This is a genomic window from Kitasatospora sp. MAP5-34 (assembly GCF_029894335.1).
Classification (GTDB): Bacteria; Actinomycetota; Actinomycetes; order Streptomycetales; family Streptomycetaceae; genus Kitasatospora.
Genome location: NZ_JARXZC010000018.1, coordinates 98851 through 116368 on the forward strand (window position 1 = coordinate 98851; position 17518 = coordinate 116368).

General features: G+C 71.6%; 18 protein-coding genes. 12 read left to right on the forward strand and 6 right to left on the reverse strand.

The genetic code is table 11. The annotated features are described in order from the left end of the window. Positions 1-4 precede the first annotated feature (4 nt). A complete protein-coding gene (locus P3T29_RS17095; protein ID WP_280717338.1) occupies positions 5-1696 on the reverse strand; it encodes an amidohydrolase in 1692 nt (563 codons plus the stop codon). A 128-nt stretch (positions 1697-1824) separates the two neighbouring features. Here P3T29_RS17095 and P3T29_RS17100 point away from each other — a divergent pair, with 128 nt between their 5' ends. From P3T29_RS17100 to P3T29_RS17110, 3 genes are all read left to right on the forward strand, one after another. Next, positions 1825-2520 (forward strand): TetR/AcrR family transcriptional regulator, encoded by a 696-nt coding sequence (locus P3T29_RS17100; protein ID WP_280717339.1) that lies wholly within the window; start codon positions 1825-1827, stop codon positions 2518-2520. A 191-nt stretch (positions 2521-2711) separates the two neighbouring features. Then, positions 2712-4358 carry an NAD(P)/FAD-dependent oxidoreductase gene (locus P3T29_RS17105; protein WP_280717340.1) on the forward strand — a complete coding sequence of 549 codons (1647 nt, stop codon included), beginning with the start codon at positions 2712-2714 and terminating at the stop codon, positions 4356-4358. A gap of 13 nt (positions 4359-4371) precedes the next feature. Further along, entirely contained in the window at positions 4372-5760 is a 1389-nt protein-coding gene (locus P3T29_RS17110; protein ID WP_280717341.1) for an FAD-binding oxidoreductase, read from the forward strand. A gap of 35 nt (positions 5761-5795) precedes the next feature. Here the strand turns inward: P3T29_RS17110 and P3T29_RS17115 are convergent, their stop codons facing one another. Further along, positions 5796-6671, reverse strand: a complete 876-nt coding sequence (locus P3T29_RS17115; protein ID WP_280717342.1) for an NAD(P)H-binding protein — start codon at positions 6669-6671, stop codon at positions 5796-5798. Positions 6672-7032: 361 nt separating this feature from the next. On the opposite strand from P3T29_RS17115, the gene P3T29_RS17120 reads away from it, so the two are divergent. The 3 genes from P3T29_RS17120 (at position 7033) to P3T29_RS17130 (ending at position 8487) form a co-directional block, all read left to right on the forward strand. Next, entirely contained in the window at positions 7033-7473 is a 441-nt protein-coding gene (locus P3T29_RS17120; protein ID WP_280717343.1) for an AraC family transcriptional regulator, read from the forward strand. Positions 7474-7509: 36 nt separating this feature from the next. Beyond that, positions 7510-7923 (forward strand): VOC family protein, encoded by a 414-nt coding sequence (locus tag P3T29_RS17125; RefSeq protein WP_280717344.1) that lies wholly within the window; start codon positions 7510-7512, stop codon positions 7921-7923. Positions 7924-8142: 219 nt separating this feature from the next. Beyond that, complete coding sequence (locus P3T29_RS17130) at positions 8143-8487, forward strand: SHOCT domain-containing protein (RefSeq protein WP_280717345.1); 345 nt, start codon at positions 8143-8145, stop codon at positions 8485-8487. A 10-nt stretch (positions 8488-8497) separates the two neighbouring features. Here P3T29_RS17130 and P3T29_RS17135 read toward each other — a convergent pair whose 3' ends face one another. Then, on the reverse strand, positions 8498-9271 hold the full coding sequence (locus P3T29_RS17135; RefSeq protein WP_280717346.1) for a class I SAM-dependent methyltransferase: 774 nt from the start codon (positions 9269-9271) through the stop codon (positions 8498-8500). 169 nt (positions 9272-9440) lie between these two features. On the opposite strand from P3T29_RS17135, the gene P3T29_RS17140 reads away from it, so the two are divergent. The 4 genes from P3T29_RS17140 to P3T29_RS17155 all read left to right on the forward strand — a co-directional run bounded on the left by P3T29_RS17140 (position 9441) and on the right by P3T29_RS17155 (position 13622). Then, positions 9441-10964, forward strand: coding sequence for an SDR family NAD(P)-dependent oxidoreductase (locus tag P3T29_RS17140; RefSeq protein WP_280717347.1), 1524 nt, complete (start codon positions 9441-9443; stop codon positions 10962-10964). Between the two features lie 73 nt (positions 10965-11037). Beyond that, entirely contained in the window at positions 11038-11493 is a 456-nt protein-coding gene (locus tag P3T29_RS17145) for an NUDIX domain-containing protein (RefSeq protein ID WP_280717348.1), read from the forward strand. 183 nt (positions 11494-11676) lie between these two features. Continuing rightward, complete coding sequence (locus P3T29_RS17150) at positions 11677-12810, forward strand: Dyp-type peroxidase (protein WP_280717349.1); 1134 nt, start codon at positions 11677-11679, stop codon at positions 12808-12810. Positions 12811-12812: 2 nt separating this feature from the next. Next, complete coding sequence (locus tag P3T29_RS17155) at positions 12813-13622, forward strand: family 1 encapsulin nanocompartment shell protein (RefSeq protein WP_280717350.1); 810 nt, start codon at positions 12813-12815, stop codon at positions 13620-13622. A gap of 81 nt (positions 13623-13703) precedes the next feature. On the opposite strand, the gene P3T29_RS17160 is transcribed toward P3T29_RS17155, so the two are convergent. Then, positions 13704-14354 carry a PadR family transcriptional regulator gene (locus tag P3T29_RS17160; RefSeq protein ID WP_280717351.1) on the reverse strand — a complete coding sequence of 217 codons (651 nt, stop codon included), beginning with the start codon at positions 14352-14354 and terminating at the stop codon, positions 13704-13706. A gap of 85 nt (positions 14355-14439) precedes the next feature. Here P3T29_RS17160 and P3T29_RS17165 point away from each other — a divergent pair, with 85 nt between their 5' ends. Further along, positions 14440-14889, forward strand: a complete 450-nt coding sequence (locus tag P3T29_RS17165) for a nuclear transport factor 2 family protein (protein WP_280717352.1) — start codon at positions 14440-14442, stop codon at positions 14887-14889. A 25-nt stretch (positions 14890-14914) separates the two neighbouring features. On the opposite strand, the gene P3T29_RS17170 is transcribed toward P3T29_RS17165, so the two are convergent. Beyond that, on the reverse strand, positions 14915-15511 hold the full coding sequence (locus P3T29_RS17170) for a potassium channel family protein (RefSeq protein ID WP_280717353.1): 597 nt from the start codon (positions 15509-15511) through the stop codon (positions 14915-14917). Between the two features lie 234 nt (positions 15512-15745). Between P3T29_RS17170 and P3T29_RS17175 the strand changes: the two genes are divergently transcribed. Next, complete coding sequence (locus tag P3T29_RS17175; protein WP_280717354.1) at positions 15746-17179, forward strand: DUF2252 domain-containing protein; 1434 nt, start codon at positions 15746-15748, stop codon at positions 17177-17179. A gap of 22 nt (positions 17180-17201) precedes the next feature. Here the strand turns inward: P3T29_RS17175 and P3T29_RS17180 are convergent, their stop codons facing one another. Next, a complete protein-coding gene (locus P3T29_RS17180; RefSeq protein WP_280717355.1) occupies positions 17202-17411 on the reverse strand; it encodes a hypothetical protein in 210 nt (69 codons plus the stop codon). Positions 17412-17518 lie beyond the last annotated feature (107 nt).

The following is a 17518-nucleotide window of genomic DNA, read 5'->3' on the forward strand; positions in this document are numbered from 1 at the left end:
GGGGTCAGGGAGTGGCGGTGAAGACCGCGCGGCCTTCGAGGTAGGTACGGAGCACCCGGGTGCGGCAGATCTCGTCGGCCGGGTGGGCGAAGGGGTCGCGGTCCAGCACGACGAGGTCCGCGTACTTGCCGACCTCGACCGTCCCGGTGACGTCGTCGAGGTGGTTCGCCCAGGCGCTGCCGGCGGTGTACGCGGTGAGGGCCTGGGCGAGCGTCAGGGCCTGTTCCGGGTAGAACGGCGCACGCGGCTCGTGATCCTCCGAGGCGTTCGGGGCGTTGGGGGCGTCCACCGGCACGGCCCGGTTGACCGCGACGTGGATGCCCCAGAGCGGGTTGGGGCTGCTCACCGACCAGTCGCTGCCGGCCACCAGCCGGGCGCCGGCCCGCTGCAGATCCCCGAACGGGTACTGCAGGGCGGAGCGTTCGGGCCCGAGGAAGGGGATGGTCAGCTCGTCCATCTGCGGCTCGTGCGCGGCCCAGAGCGCCTGGATGTTGGCGGCGGCGCCCACCTCCGCGAAGCGCGGGAGATCGTCGGGGTGGACGACCTGGAGGTGCGCGAGGTGGTGGCGGTTGTCGGTGGCGCCGTTGGCGGCCCGGGCGGCGGCCAGCGCGTCGAGGGCCTGGCGGACGGCCCGGTCGCCCAGCGCGTGGAAGTGCACCTGGAAGCCCGCCGCGTCCAGTGCGCAGACCGCCTCGGCCAGCAACTCCGGCCCGACGAAGGTGAGTCCGGAGTTCTGGGTCGGACAGCCGCAGCGGTCGAGGTAGGGCTCCAGCATGCTCGCGGTGAAGTTCTCGGCGATGCCGTCCTGCATGATCTTCACGGTGGTCGCGTTGAACCGGCCGATCTGGCCGCCCTTGCGGCGTTCCTCCAGTTCGGGGAGCTGCTCGAGCCCGCGTTCGCGGTCCCACCAGAGCGCGCCCACCACCCGGGCCTGCAGCGAGCCTTCGGCCGCCGCCCGCAGGTAGACGCCGTAGTTGTCGGGGTTGCCGGGGAACGCGCCGATCATGGCGTCCTGCCAGCTGGTCACCCCGAGCGAGAACAGGTGCTGCTGGGCGACGAGCAGGCCGGCCAGCGCCTCGTCCGGGGTCGCGACGGGGACGTGGGCGGCGACCAGGTCCATCGCGCCCTCCTGGAGGGTGCCGGCCGGGCTGCCGGCCGGCTCGCGCTCGATCCGGCCGTCCGCCGGGTCGGGGGTGTCCCGGTCGAGGCCCGCGAGCCGGAGCGCCGCCGAGTTGACCCAGGCGCCGTGGCCGTCCCGGTTGGTGAGCAGCACGGGCCGGTCCGGTACCACCGCGTCGAGCATCGCGCGGGTCGGGATGCCGCCGGGGAAGACGTCCATCGACCAGCCGCCGCCGCAGATCCACTCCGCGTCGGGGTTGGCCTCGGCGTACGCGGCGATGACGGCCAGGTAGTCGTCCACCGAGCGCTCCGCCGACAGGTCGCAGCGCAGCATCTGGACCCCGGCCACCGCCGGGTGCACGTGGGCGTCCTGGAACCCCGGGACGAGCAGGCCGCCCGCCAGGTCGACCACCTCGGTGGCCTCATCCGCCAGCAGCCGGACGGCCGCCTCGTCGCCGACGGCGAGGATCCGGCCGCCGCCGATCGCCACGGCGGCGTCGATCGGAGCCGACGCGATCGCGGTGAAGACCCGGCCCCCGACGAAGACGGTGTCGGCCCGCTGCCTACTCTGTGCCATTACGGCTTCCTCCCCCTCGGCGGGTGAGCCCCGCACGGCGTGGTGTTGAGGAGGAGTGAACGGCAGCGCAACGCCGTTGTCAACGGTGTTGCGCGAAGTCGCCCACCCATCGCTAGACTGACGGCACCATGTCGAAGTCATCCGTAACCCCCGCCCGTACCAAGCGCGTCGGTGCCCAGCTGACGCCCGAGGCGATCATCGAGGCCAGCCTGCGCATCGCCGCCCGAGGCAGCGCCGACGCCTTCACGGTCCGCCGCCTCGGCGAGGAGCTGGGCGCCGATCCGACCGCGATCTACCGGCACTTCCGCGACAAGGACGAGCTGCTGCTCTCCGTCGCCGACCGGACGCTCGGCGAGGTGCTCGACAGCATCCCGGACGGCCTCGACTGGAAGGACCGGCTGCGGGCGCTGGCCGCCGGCTCGCTGGCGGTCGCGCTCAAGTACCCGGCGGTCAGCTCGATCATGGCCAGCCGGACCACCAGGCGCACCAACGAGTTCCGCGTCGTCGAACTGATCCTCGGCGCGGTCACCGAGGCCGGGTTGGACGGCGCCGAGGCGGCCGTCCACTACCGGATGGTCGGCGACTCCCTGCTCGCCCACGTCGGCCAGCGGGCCGCCTACCTGCTCCTCGACCCGGAGAGCCGGGCCGGCGACGAGTCCTCCTGGAACCGCGAGTACCGACTGGTGGACGCACACGGCTTCCCCAACATCACCCGACTTGCCCAGCAGCTGGCAGAGGTGACGGATGATCAGATCTTCCACGCCAGGGTCGAGGCGCTGATCACCGCGATCGAGCAGCGGGCGGCGGCCGTCCGCGAGGCGTGACGCCTGGACGCCACCGGGACGGGTGCCACCGGGACGGGCGCCAGGATCGGACCGGGATCGCGGCATCTTGCGCAACACTGTTGACAACACTGCTGCGCCCGGGCTTCACTCCCCCACAACTCGAAAACGCGCCGGGCCCCACCCCGCCGCACGAGCCTCTCCGAGACCTCCCCCACGAGAAGAGGCACCACATGCACCGCGAACCCAGCAGCTCCGCAGATCGCGCCGGCCTCCCCGACCCGCTGCGTGCCGTCTTCTCCGTCTACGGCGAGGCCCACCGCCGCCGGATGCCCGTCGCCGAGGTCGCCGGCCAGCGGGCCGAAGCAGCTGCGCGCACCGAGCAGCGCTTCACCCGCCGTCAGCTGCTCGGCGCCACCGCTGCCGTCGCGGCCGCCGCCACCGTGCCCGCCGGGCTGCTCGCCCCGTCCCGGGCCGCCGCCGCGAGTGCGACCGCACCCCGGGTGGTGATCGTCGGGGCGGGCCTGGCGGGGCTGCGCTGCGCCGACCAGCTGTGGAACCGGGCCAAGCCGGTCGCCGCGACGGTCTACGAGGCGGACACCAGCCACCTCGGGGGCCGCTGCTGGTCGCTGCGCGGCTTCTTCGCCGCTGGCCAGGTGAGCGAGCACGGCGGCTCGTTCATCAGCTCGACCGACAACGCGGTGCTCAGCCTGGCGGACAGCCTCGGCCTGAAACGCGAGTACGCGAACGGCGGTGCGCTGGACGCCGGTTCGTACGCCGCCTGGATCAACGGCGCGCTGTACGGCGGAGTTGAGCAGCAGAGCGACTGGGCCGGCCAGGCGTTCGCCGCGTTCAGCGCCTCGTACCAGGCCATCGGCACGCCGCGCTACGACAACCACACCGCCGAGGCGTTCCGACTCGACCAACTGTCCTGCCTGGACTACCTCGCCGAGATCGGCCTGCCCGCGAACTCGCAGCTCGGCCAGCTGATCCAGTCGATCCAGCTGCAGTCCGGCGGTGAACCCGGGCAGTCCTCCGCGCTGAACATGATCAGCTTCCTGGGCTCGTCCAGTACCTTTGACGGCGGCAGCGGCTTCGACGAGAAGTACCATCTGGTCGGCGGCAACGACCAGTTGGTCAGCGGGATGGTCGGCCGGCTGCCGGCCGGGACAGTCCAGCAGGGCTACCAGCTGATCGCGCTGGCCCAGAACATCGACGGCAGTTACACCTGCACCTTCGACCACTGCGGCAGCACGGTCTCCGTCCCCGCCGACCACGTGGTGCTGGCACTCCCGTTCAGCACCCTGCGCAACGTCGACCTCTCGCGGGCCAACCTCACCGCCCTGAAGCTGACCGCGATCGGGCAGCAGGGCATGGGCCAGAACGCGAAGCTGGTCACCCAGCTCACGAAGAAGACCTGGCCCGCGCTCGGCTACAACGGCGTCTCCAACACCGGTCCGCTCGGCTACCAGACGGCCTGGGACGGCTCGGTCAGCCTGGGTGCCAAGGGCGCACCCGCCCTGCTGGTCAACTTCCCCGGCGGCGCCGGCGCCCGCGACCGGCTCACCGGAGCGGCCCACGGCCCGGCCCCGGCCACCGACGTGAACGCCTTCCTGGCGCAGATCGAAAGTGTCTACCCTGGCACCACCGCCGCCTACAACGGCAAGGCGTACGAGGACCACTGGTCGCTCGACCCCTGGCACCTGGGCGCCTACCACTACTACAAGACCGGCCAGTACACCTCCTTCGCGGGCTACGAGGCCGTCCAGGAGGGCCGGATCCACTTCGCGGGCGAGCACACCGACGTGGACAACGCCACCCTCGACGCCGCCGTGGCCTCCGGGGTCCGGGTGGCGGCCGAGATCACCGCGCAACTCTGAAAGGGACAGCACAATGACCACCGTCAACGGCGGCATCTCGTTCTGGTACGCGCAGAGCGGCCTGCCCGAGCCGCGCGAACCGCTGCCCGGCGACACGACGGCCGACGTGTGCCTGGTCGGCGGCGGCTACACCGGGCTGTGGACCGCGTACTACCTGAAGAAGGCGCTGCCGTCCCTGCGGATCGTCGTGCTGGAGCAGGAGTTCTGCGGCTACGGCGCGTCCGGGCGCAACGGCGGCTGGCTGTACAACGGCGTGGCCGGCCGCGACCGGTACGCCGCCCTGCACGGCCGCGAGGCCGCCGTCGCGCTGCAGCACGCGATGAACCGGACGGTGGACGAAGTGGTGCGGACCGCCCGCGCGGAGGGCATCGACGCCGACATCCACCAGGGCGGCGTACTGGAGGTGGCGTACTCCCCGGCCCAACTCGCCCGTCTGCGGGCCTTCCACGAGACGGAGGTCGGCTTCGGCGAGACGGACCGGCTGCTGCTGGACGCGGCCGGGACGGCGCAGCGGATCCGGGTGGCCGGCGCGCTCGGCGGGGCGTGGACCCCGCACGGCGCGCGGATCCACCCGGTCAAGCTGCTCCAGGGCCTGGCGGCAGCCGTCGAGCGGCTCGGGGTGGTCGTCCACGAGCGGACCCGGGTGACGGAGATCGGCCCGCACCGCGCCGTCACGCCGCACGGGACCGTCCGCGCCACGTACGTGCTGCGCTGCACCGAGGGGTTCACGGCGGCGCTCAAGGGCCAGAAGCGGACCTGGCTGCCGATGAACTCCTCCATGATCGCGACCGAACCACTGCCCGCGCAGGTCTGGGACGAGATCGGCTGGGCGGGCCGCGAGACGCTCGGGGACATGGCGCACGCCTACATGTACGCGCAGCGCACGGCCGACGACCGGATCGCGCTCGGCGGGCGCGGGGTGCCGTACCGGTACGGCTCGCGCACCGACAACGACGGGCGGACCCAGGCCGCCACGGTCGAGGCGCTGCGGGAGATCCTGGTCCGCTTCTTCCCCGCCACGGCCGGCGCGGCCGTCGACCACGCCTGGTCGGGAGTGCTCGGGGTGCCGCGCGACTGGTGCACCGGTGTGGAGCTGGACCGTTCCACCGGGCTCGGCTGGGCGGGCGGCTACGTCGGCAGCGGGGTCGCGACGGCCAACCTGGCGGCGCGTACGCTGCGCGACCTGGTGCTGCTCGACTCCGGCGAGGGCGCCGCGACCGAGCTGACCGGGCTGCCGTGGGTCGGACACCGGGTACGCCGCTGGGAGCCGGAGCCGCTGCGCTGGCTCGGCGTGAACGTCATGTACGCGGCCTACCGGGGCGCCGACCGCCGTGAGTCGGCCGGGCACCGGGCAGCCACCGACCCGGTGGCGCGGCTCGCGGACCGCGTGTCGGGCCGCTGACCCCGGGGCGGGCGGGCCCGTCACGTCAGGTCACCTCACACGCCCTCGCCAGCTCCGCGAAGCACCCCTGCCTGCTCGGCCGCGAACTCGGCGAACGAGCGGGCGGGGCGGCCGGTCAGCTTCTCCACGTCCGCGCTGACGGCGGCGGCGTACCCGGCCGCGTAGAGCCCGTACAGCTCGGCCATGCCCTCCGCCCGCCAGGCGTCCCAGCCGGCCGCGAGCATCCCGGCGAGGGCGGCCGCCGGGTCCACCGCGACGTACTCCACGTCCCGTCCGACGACAGCGCCGAGCTGAGCGGCGATCTCGCCGTGCGACAGCGCCGCCGGGCCGGTCAGGGTGTAGACCGCGCCCTGGTGACCGTCGGTGGTCAGCGCCCGGACGGCCGCGTCCGCGACATCGCGCGCGTCGACGTACGACACCGCACCCTCGCCGCCGGGGACGGCCAGCTTCCCGGCGCGCACCGACTCGGCCATGCCGACGAAGTTCTGGTAGAAGCCGTTGGGCGCCAGCACCGTCCACGGCAGCCCGCTGGCGACCAGGTGGTCGTACCCGGTGACGTGCGCGGCCACGAACCGTACGCCCTCGGGCCGTTGCTCGACCCCGGCGGCGGCGTGCAGCACGATGCGCGGGCTGCGCCCGGTCCGGACGGCCGCGTCGATCACGTTCCGCTCGTGCGCGCTCATCTCGGGGTGGACCGCCACCAGCAGGTAGACGGCGTCGGCGCCGGCGAGCGCGGCGTCGAGCGAGGCCGGGTCCGCGAAATCCGCGGCGACCGGCTCAACTCCCTTGTCCCACTCGGCCGGTACCGAGCCGGTGTCACGGACCAACGCCCGGACGGTCTCACCGCGCTCGCGCAGACCGGCGACGACCTTCGAACCCACAGTGCCGGTCGCACCAGTGACCACGATCATCAAAATCTCTCCCCGTTCGAACTACCCTGAACCGGCCGATACCACCTGAACCGCCGACCCGCTGCTGCGGACTTGATTGTCCGTCAGCCTGACGATGCCAGAAGGGCGGTGGCTGATCAAGGCGGGAACGGAAACAGTCGGCCGGTCCCGTTCCCGGTGCCACGGCGGCCCCGACCGGAAGCCCGCCACGCCGAGGTGCCGCCGCCGACCACGAGCTCGGCGCCCACGAGTTCGCTGCCCACGACCGAGCCTGCCGCACGGAGGCGGGTAGCGGACGGATCGATCAAGAATCGGGACGGCATCCGACACCGAGAGGCCGGAGTGCGCGGCGGCGGCCCGGGGCTGACTACCCTGGGTCCTCGTGGCCCCGCATCCCCCCGCCCGTCATCTGCTCCGCGCCAAGGACCTCGCCGACGCCCGGTACGCCGAACCGCTCACGGTCGCCGAACTCGCGGCGGCGGCCGGTCTGTCCCGCGCGCACTTCAGCCGCCAGTTCCGGCGCGCGTTCGGGGAGTCACCGCACGTGTATCTACTCACCCGGCGCCTGGAGCGGGCAGCCACGCTGCTGCGCGCCACGGACCGGCCGATCGCCACCATCTGCTTCGATGTCGGGCTGAACAGTCTGGGCTCGTTCACCACCAGCTTCACCCGGATGTACGGGCAGGCCCCGGCCGCCTACCGGGCCGCCTTCCCGCCGGCCGCCGCGCACGCGATCATCCCCGGCTGCGTGCGGCGCGCCTACGGACGGCCGCAACACCGCACGTTTCGAGAAGACGGCACCCAGGACTCCGGAATAGCGTGACGGTACCGCCTAAAGAACACCTGCCAGGAGGATCCGATGATCAAGATCGCCACCGCACAACTCTGGGTCCACGACCAGGAAGAAGCGCTCGCCTTCTACACCAAGAAGGTCGGTATGGAGGTCCGGGCCGACGTCACCCTCCCCGAGATGGGGAACTTCCGCTGGCTCACCGTCGGCCCGGTCGGACAGGAGGACGTGGGCATCGTGCTGATGGCGATCCCCGGCCCGCCGGTGTTCGACGCCGAGACCCAGATCCAGGTGCGCGAGCTGACCGCCAAGGGCGCGTCCGGCACCGTCTTCCTGACCACCGACGACTGCGACGCCGCCTTCAACGAACTCTCGGGGCGTGGCGTCGAGTTCAACGAGAAGCCCACCGACCAGCCCTACGGCCGCGACTGCGGGTTCCGCGACCCGTCCGGCAACAACATCCGCCTCACCCAGCTCCGCTGATCTCGTAGGCCGCAACCCCGAGCCGTGACAGGGTTGCGGCCTACCGATCTGGGCCGACCGGCGGGCCGCCTGGCGTTTTAACACTGTTCTTACCAGCCGGGCGTATACGTAGAGGTAGGCCGCTCGTACTCGGGGTCGTCCGGGTCCTCGGGGCGGTGGCGCAGGACGAGCGAGGTACGGGACGGCAGCCGTCCCGCACCTGTGGCAGGTGAGACAGGAATGAGGCACTTCGGGCACTACGGGCACCACGGCGGGTGGGGGTGGGTCCCGTTCGGCATCACGATGGTGTTGCTGTGGCTGGTGCTGATCGCCGTTCTGGCGCTGGTCTGGCGGGTGTGGTCGCACCGCGCGGTGAAGCCGGGACAGTCGGGACAGCAGGGACAGCCGACGCACTGGCAGGCACCCGGCCCGGCAGTCGACCAGCGCCCCTCCCCCGAGCAGGTACTGGCCGACCGCCTGGCACGCGGTGACATCGATATCGACGACTACCGTCAGCGGCTGGCCGAACTCCGTGGCGGTCCACCCCCGGGCTCGGGAGCCGAGCCGCCACCACCGACCGGCTGAAGACGGCGGGTCAGCGGACGGCCGCGACCAGCGAATCGCTGACGGATCGCCATGCGACCCCAGCCTCGCGGAAGCCCGCCTCGACCAGTCGGGCGGTGTGCCAGTCCGCAGGGTGCAGGTCGCCGTCGGTGTGCTCGCGGTAGAGGGCCGACCGGGCGGCGACGTGGTCGGCGAGCAGCGGGTCGGCTGCGGCGGCCGTCCACCAGTCGGCCCAGTCAAGGACGCCCTCCGACCGCTCGCGCTCCTGCCGGCGCCGCTGGAACGCCCGGTCGGCGGCGTTGAGGACCGGGGTGGCGGGCTCGGGCATGTGGTCGGCGTTGAGGAACACCCCGCCGGGGCGGAGCAGACCGGCGAGGTCACCGTAGAGCCGGATCAGGTCGTCGGTGGCCAGCCAGTGCAGCGCCGTGGCGGTGACCACCGCGTCGTACGGGCCGGGCGGCAGCTGCGCCGCCCAGTCCTGGTCCCTCAGGTCGGCCGTGACCAGGGTGAGGCGGGGCTCGGCCGCGAACAGACCACCGGCGATGGTGAGCAGCGCCGGGTCCAGGTCCACTCCGACGCTGACGGCGCCCGGCAGCCGGGCGAGCAGCCGCTCGCTGATGCTGGCGGTGCCGCAGGCGAGGTCGAGCACGCGCGGCTCGGAGCCGCCGACGGCCTCGACCAGGTCGAGCATCACCCGGAAGCGCTCCTCCCGGTCCGGCATGTACCACTCCTGCTGACGGTCCCAGCTGCGCTGCCAGTTCTCCCAGTGCTTCTGGTGCTTCTGGTCGTACTTCCGCTCGATCAAGACTCCCCCTCGTAATGGTCCACTTGCGCCTTCAGCTGTTACCAACCCTAGAGAACGATCAGTAATGGACGCAAGGGCCCTGGGGGCATTACTCGTTTGGTTACCCGCCCGGCACTACGTAGAGTTCATCCTTAAACCAGGCAGGGCGGACGAGGAAGCAGTTGCGGGCATGACGGCGGGCGAGGACATCCAGAACACCGAACAGACCACCGAAGAGATCCAGACGGAAGAGACCCAGGAGATCGAGTACGGCCCGGGCATCGCCCCCGAGCGGCTGGAACTCTTCCTCGACGTACTCGCCGAGCTGGACCAACTGGACGTGGACCACCCGGACGCGATCACCGTCCGAGTGGCGGTCGGTGGCATCTTCCGGACGCTCAAGCAGCGCCGCCGCCAGGAGACCCGCGCTCGCAAGACCGCCAACGACCGCGCCGTCACGGCCGCCACGGCGACCGGCGCGCCGGGGCGGATCGACGACGAGACGCAGGGCGCCTTCGGCCTGACGACCGTCACCACCACGGAGATCGCGGGCATCCTGGAGCGGCCGCGCTCCTGCTACACCTGCAAGACCCGGTATGTCGAGGTCGATGCGTTCTACCACCAGCTCTGCCCGCCGTGCGCCAAGCAGAACCGTGCCCGCCGCGACGAGAAGGCCGACCTGACCGGTCGGCGCGCCCTGCTCACCGGGGGCAGGGCGAAGATCGGGATGTACATCGCGCTCCGCCTACTGCGTGACGGTGCCCACACCACGATCACCACCCGCTTCCCGAACGACGCGATCCGCCGCTTCAAGGCGATGCCGGACAGCGCGGACTGGCTGCACCGCCTGAAGATCATCGGGATCGACCTGCGCGACCCCGCCCAGGTCGTCGCGCTGGCCGACACCGTCGCGGCCGACGGCCCGCTGGACATCCTGATCAACAACGCCGCCCAGACCGTGCGCCGCTCCCCCAAGGCGTACAGCGAGCTGATCGCCGCCGAGTCCGCCCCGCTGCCCGCCGGCGAGCTGCCGCCCGCCGTCGTGATCGGCAGCTTCGGCAGCGGCAGCGTGGAGCGCCCGGCGCTGCCCGGGCAGTCCTCCGGCGCGCACGAGGCGCTCACCGCCGACGACGTGACGGCCCTCGCGCTGGTCACCGGCTCGGCCACCCCGGCCCGGATCGAGGCCGGGACGGCGATCGACGCCGGCGGCCTGGTGCCCGACCTCGCCGCGACCAACACCTGGGTCCAGACCGTCAGCGAGGTGGACCCGGTCGAGCTGCTCGAGGTCCAACTCTGCAACGTCACCGCGCCGTTCGTACTGGTCAGCCGCCTGCGACCGGCGATGGCGGCGGCCAAGGCACGCCGCAAGTACGTGGTGAACGTCTCCGCGATGGAGGGCCAGTTCAGCCGCGCGTACAAGGGCGCCGGGCACCCGCACACCAACATGGCCAAGGCCGCGCTGAACATGCTCACCCGCACCAGCGCCAAGGAGATGCTGGACACCGACGGCATCCTGATGACCGCCGTCGACACCGGCTGGATCACCGACGAGCGCCCGCACCCCGACAAGATGCGCCTCGCCGAGGAGGGCTTCCACGCCCCGCTCGACCTGGTCGACGGCGCGGCCCGGGTCTACGACCCGATCGTCCGGGGCGAGCAGGGCGAGGACCTGTACGGCTGCTTCCTGAAGGACTTCGCCCCCTCGCCCTGGTAGCAACAACCCTGGTAGCAACCCCGGCAGCACCCCGGCCCCCCGGTAGCGACCTGGTAGTCCTGGAGGACATCGGATGCCACCCATCCTCGGCGCAGGCGTGATCGTGCCCACCACCGACGGGCGGGTACTCCTCGGCCGGCGCATCACCGCAGGTGAGACGCCGACCTGGAGCCTGCCCGGCGGCAAGGTGGACCAGCCGGGCGAGTCCTTCGAGCAGGCCGCCGCGCGTGAACTCGCCGAGGAGACCGGCCTGTTGGTGCCCGCCGAGCAGCTGCGGGTGCTCGCCGTCCTGCTCGACCACCAGCTCGGCCGGCCCCGGCTGACCGCCGCCGTGCTCGCCCCGCCGACCGACGCCCCGGCCGAGGTCACCGAGCCGCACGCCTGCTCGGGGTGGGAACGCTTCGCCCTCGACGCGCTGCCCACCCCGATGTTCTATCCGTCCGGCCTGGTCCTCGGCAGCTGGCTGCCCGACTACCGGCACCCGTCCGACGGCGCGTACCGCTACCCCGTCCAGGACGTCCGCCGGTAGTCGGCCCGAGCCACCCGTACGACGGTCCGCCGGACGGCCGGACGTTGGGCGAGCCGGGTGAGCGTCGGTGGTCCGTTCGGGGCACGTTGCGACCGCTGATCCGTACCGGCTCGCCGGAACGGGCACGGTGGGTGGACCCGCCCGGTCGTCGGCCGGGGCCGGCGACGAACGGGGAAGCAGCCATTGGACACCGTACCGACGGCGCCGGTCCCGCAGCCCGTACTGGCCGGGGCGACCCGCGCGGCGATGTTCCTCGTCCTGACCGTCGAACCCGGCGGCCACGGCGCGGTCCGCGAACTGCTCGCCGACCTGTCCGGCCTGGTCCGCTCGGTGGGCTTCCGGCTTCCCGGCGAGCACCTGACGTGCGTGGCGGGGATCGGGTCGGGTGCCTGGGACCGCCTGTTCACCGGCCCCCGCCCGGCCGAGCTCCACCCGTTCCAGGCCCTCCGCGGCCGACGGCACGTCGCCCCCGCCACCGCCGGGGACGTCCTGCTACACATCCGCGCCCACCACATGGACCTGTGCTTCGAGCTCGCCTCCCTCGTCACCCGGCGGCTCGACGGAGCGGCGAGGATCGTCGACGAGACCCACGGCTTCACCTACTTCGACCAGCGCGACCTGCTCGGTTTCGTCGACGGCACGGAGAACCCCGAAGGCCGCAAGGCCCGGCAGGCAGCGTTCGTCGGCGCCGAGGACCCGCCGTTCGCCGCAGGCAGCTACGTCATCGTGCAGAAGTACCTGCACGACCTCACGCACTGGGACACCCTCAGCACCGAGGAGCAGGAGCACGTCGTCGGCCGTACCAAACTCTCCGACGTCGAACTCCCCGAGGACGCACAGCCCGCCGACGCGCACGTCGTCGTCAACAAGGTGCTGGACGCCGAGGGCAACGAACAGCAGATCGTCCGCGCCAACATGCCCTTCGGGTCCCTCTCCCAGGCCGAGTACGGCACCTACTTCATCGGCTACTGCCGGACCCCGGCCGTCACGGAACAGCTGCTGCGCAACATGTTCCTCGGCACCGCCGACGCCGCCCACGACCGCATCCTGGACTTCTCCACCGCCACCACCGGCGGCCTGTTCTTCGTCCCCGGCGCAGACTTCCTGGACGACCCGCCGCCGCTTCCCCACGCCGACGCCGTCCTCGTCCCCGTCTCGCAGGGGCGGCCCGCCACCGCGCCAGGACGGAGCAGCGCCGTCCTCGACGGCTCGCTCGGCATCGGCAGCCTCAAGCCCGCAGACACCAAGCCCGCCGACCTCGAGCCCACGAGCCTCGAACCCGCCAACAGCCCACCGGCCCCGGAAGAGGCGCACTGACTATGGACAATCTGCACCGCGACCTCGCGCCCGTCAGCGCCGCCGCCTGGGCCGGGATCGAGGAGGAGGTGCGCCGCACCTTCGTCCTGCACCTGGCGGGCCGCCGGGTCGTCGACACCGCCGACCCGGCCGGTCCCGCACTCGCCGCCGTCGGCACCGGCCATCTCACCCAGATCTCCACGCCCTCCTCCCCCGGCCTGCGGGCACGCGTCCATCTCGTCCGGCCCAGCACGGAACTACGCGTCGCCTTCACTCTCGCCCGCGATGCCGTCGACGACGTCGAGCGCGGCGCCGGCGACAGCGACTGGGAGCCCGCCAAGGTCGCCGCCCGGACCATGGCCCTCGCCGAGGACCGGATCATCTTCGAGGGCTGGCCCGAGGCCGGTGTCGACGGCATCCGCTCCGGTTCCACCAATCCGCCTCTACCGCTTCCCGCCGACGTCACCGCCTACCCCGACGCCGTCAGCCACGCCCTGACCACCCTGCGCCTGGCCGGCGTCGACGGCCCGTACGCCCTGCTGCTCGGCGCCGACGCCTACACCGCCGTGAACGAGACCTCCGACCACGGCTACCCCGTCCGGGAACACATCACCCGGGTCCTGTCCGGCCCCATCGTCTGGGCTCCCGCCATCACCGGCGGCGCTCTCGTCTCCACCCGTGGCGGCGACTTCGAACTCCACCTCGGCCAGGACCTGTCCATCGGCTACCGGGCCCACGACGCCGACACCGTCGAGCTGTACCTCCAGCAGACGCTGACCTTCAGCCTCCACTCGCCGGAAGCCGCAGTCTCACTGACACCCCTGAACTCCTGAACTTCCTTATCTGGCAGTCGGATTGGAAGAACTCAGCGATCTGACGAATCGTCAAGATGCAACAGCAGCTACCGCAGATCGCTAGGGCTGCCGCGGAAGTGTCCGAGGTGCTCGGCCAGGAAGGACTCCAGGGAGCGGGGTGGCCTTCCGAGCAGCCTGAGCGGGCGCGATCCCGGCCTGGGCGTCCCGCTGCCGCAGGACGTCGGCGATCCGTACGCACCAGTCCCGGTGGCCCTGTTCGAAGGCAAGGCCGCGCAGGCAGGTCAGGTACGGCCCGATCCGGTCTCCCCGCCGCAGGAACTCCTCCTCGTCCACGTCGCCACGCATCTGCCGCAGCAGCTCACCGAAGAGCTCGATCTTGGCCTGGGCCGCAGCTGCCCGTTCGTCGAGCTGTTCGATCACCGGCCCGGTGCCGACGTGGTCTGCGGCCTGGACCTTGACGAGCAGGTCGTCGCGGATGAACGAGGGCTTGGACACGGCCGCCGCGAACTGTTCCAGCTCGGCGAGGCCGGCTTCGGTGACCCGGAACACGCGCTTGTTGGGCCGGGTCTCCTGGACCACCTGCCGACCCGCGACCAGCCCGTCCTTCTCCAGCCTGGCCAACTCGACGTACAGCTGCTGCGGCAGGGCGTGCCAGAAGTTCGCGACGCCGACGTCGAACGCCTTGGCCAACTGGTATCCGCTGTACTCGCCGTCCAGCAGAGCCGCCAGCACCGCATGTCGCAAGGCCATCGAACTGCCCCTTCCCTTTCTCCGTCCGCCCGTGCACCATACTCAAGAAAGTGACTAGTCACATCCTTGAGTATCCGGAGGGGTCATGGAGACCGCTGCCCGCTTCCGCGCCGCCGTCGAGGCGCGCGATCACGCCGCGCTGGAAGACCTGTTCACCGAGGACATCCGCCTCTACAGCCCGGTGAAGTTCACGCCGTTCGAGGGCAAGCCCATGGTGCTGGGGCTCTTCGACGTCCTGCTGCGCACCTTCGAGGACTTCCGCTACGTCGGACAGCTCGAGGGCACGGCCGAGACCAGCGCCGACGGCGCCGAAACCCCCTCGGAGATCCTCCTCTTCCGGGCCAACGTGCACGGCAAGCAGATCCACGGCATCGACCTGCTCCAGTTCGACGAGCAGGGCCGGATCAAGGAGTTCACCGTGATGGTCCGCCCGCAGTCCGCAGTGCACGCCCTGGGCGAAGCGGTACTCGCCGGCCTGGCCGCCGCCGGCCTTGCCCCCGGGCCCGACGGTGGGTCTGTGCGGCCTGCGCCCTGAGACCGACGCTGTGGGCGCACCTGGTTCACTCCGGCGGCCCGGCCGGGGTGCCGCCGCCCGGCTCGGCGGGGTTCCCTGCCGAGCCGGCGGCCGTCCGCCGCTGGATGCCCACCTGGACCGCGCCGACGACGACGCGCGCGGCCACACCGATGAGGATCAGATTGCCCAGCATCTGAACCATCGTCACGATCCGGGCGGCTTCCGAACGAGGGGCGATGTCGCCGAAACCGACCGTGGTGAAGACCGTCAGCGTGAAGTACAGCGCGTCGGTCCGCGTCATCGCCTGGGTGAAGGTGTTCGCAGTGGCTCTGTCCATGAGGAAGTACGCCGACGCGAAGAGCAGCAGGAACAGCGGCAGAGACGTGACGATCAACTGGACGGCCCGCAGCCTCGGGTACTCGGAACGCGTGATCGCCCGAGTCTCGTGGACGACCAGCGCCGCCACCCCGATGAGGCCGGTGACCAGCCAGAACAGCGATTCGCCTACGAGCCGGGTGTCCATCGGCAGCAGGAAGTAGGCAGCCACCAGGCAGGTGGCGGTGAGCGTCGGCCGGATGACGAGAAGAAGCGCGAGCCTGCGCCGCTTGGCCCGGGGAAGGTCCAGGTACCCGGGCATCGTCATGCCTGACTGCTGTCAGGGCTCGGCGAAATCAGCACGGTCCGAATCGGCACGGTCCGAGCGTAGCCCTCGAGGCAGCCGGGGCCCCGGACGGCGAGCCGAGGTCACACCGTCGGCCTATCACCGCCGCCGATTCAGCTCGGCTCCGCTACCACAGAAGCCGAGCCGACGCAGATCGGGCCGGACCCACAGCATGTCGAGATGATGGAAGGGCTGTCCGTGAGCAGGAGGCCTTCGATGACTCAGAACTCAGCGGTAACCCCCGGCACCGCGCCGCACCGGACACCCGAGGAACGAGCTGCCCTGGGCAAGGCCGCCCGCCGTGCCGTGCCACGATCCGCCCACGCCGACTACGAGCCGCCCGCGAGCCGCCCGGACCCGGTGGACGTCCTCGAAGCCCAGTCGGCGGCCAGAGTGCCCGAGCTGGTGCCGATCCGCTACGGCCGGATGACCGAGTCGCCGTTCCGCTTCTACCGGGGTGCCGCCGCGATCATGGCCACGGACCTGGCCGCCACACCGAACTCCGGCATCAAGGCCCAACTGTGCGGTGACGCACACCTGTTGAACTTCCGTTTGCTGGCCTCACCGGAACGGCACCTGCTGTTCGACATCAACGACTTCGACGAGACGCTGCCCGGCCCGTGGGAGTGGGACGTCAAACGACTGGCGACCAGCCTGGTCATCGCGAGTCGTGCGAACGGTTACACGGACGAGGAACGCGCCGCCATCGTGCTGGCCACCGTACGGTCGTACCGCGAACGGATGCTCGTCCACGCGGGCATGCGCAACCTCGACGTCTGGTACGCCCAGGCCGACATGGACCAGCTGGAGGCCCTGGCAGCTGGACAGTTGGAGAAGCGAGGCCGCAAGCGCCTCTCCCAGGCCGTGGCGAAGGCGCGCACCCGGGACAACCTGCAGGTGTTCGAGAAGCTCACCGAGGTGGTGAACGGCAGGCGTCGGATCGCGGCGGACCCGCCGCTGCTCGTACCGCTCGCCGACCTGCTCCCGGATGTCGGGCGCAGCGTGGTGGAGGACGAACTGCGCGGCCTGCTCCAGCGCTACGGCCGCAGCATCCAGACGGACCGCAGGGCTCTGCTCGGGCAGTTCCACGTGGTCGACATGGCTCGCAAGGTGGTCGGGGTCGGCAGCGTCGGCACCCGGTGCTGGATCGTCCTGCTGCTCGGCCGGGACGACGAGGACCCGCTGTTCCTGCAGGCCAAGGAGGCTGACACCTCGGTGCTGGCCCCCTTCGCGGGTGCGAGCGAGTACCGGACCGAGGGCGAGCGGGTCTGCGCGGGTCAACGGCTGATGCAGGCCGCCAGCGACATCTTCCTCGGCTGGGAGCGGGTGGAGGGCATCGACGGTCGCCAACGGGACTTCTACGTGCGCCAGTTGCGTGACTGGAAGGGCATCGCCGAACCGGAGTTGATGGTGCCGGACGGCTTGCGGGCGTTCGGCGAACTCTGCGGTGCCACCCTGGCCCGGGCCCACGCGAGGTCCGGGGACCGGATCGCGATCGCCGCGTACCTGGGGCGCGGCGACAGCTTCGAGCGGGCGGTGGCCGTGTTCGCCGAGAGCTACGCCGACCAGAACGAGCGCGACCACCAGGCCCTGGTGGCGGCGGTACGTACCGGGCGGGTCACCGCCGAGCGGACCGACGCATCGCCGTGAGCCGAGGGGGTTATCGCTGCGGTCACCCGGGCAGCTGCCGCATCTCCAGCACGTGCAGGCCGAGGGACTGGAAGCGGACCAGCAGCCCGTACAGGTGGGCTTCGTCGGTCACCGGTCCGCAGAACAGGGTCTCCTCGGGTACGGGGACGGGTACGGGGACGCGGTCGAACTCGGGAAAGGCCTCGGCGAGCGCTTCGGAGACCAGGCCGGCGATGCGGAATTCGTAGCGCATGCGAGAACTTCCCTCGGAGCCGAGGTTCGGGCTTTCCGCCGTTCCCACCACTGTCGGCCCCCACCGCCGGGCACGGCATCGCCCGGTACGGGCGACCTGGAGCCGGC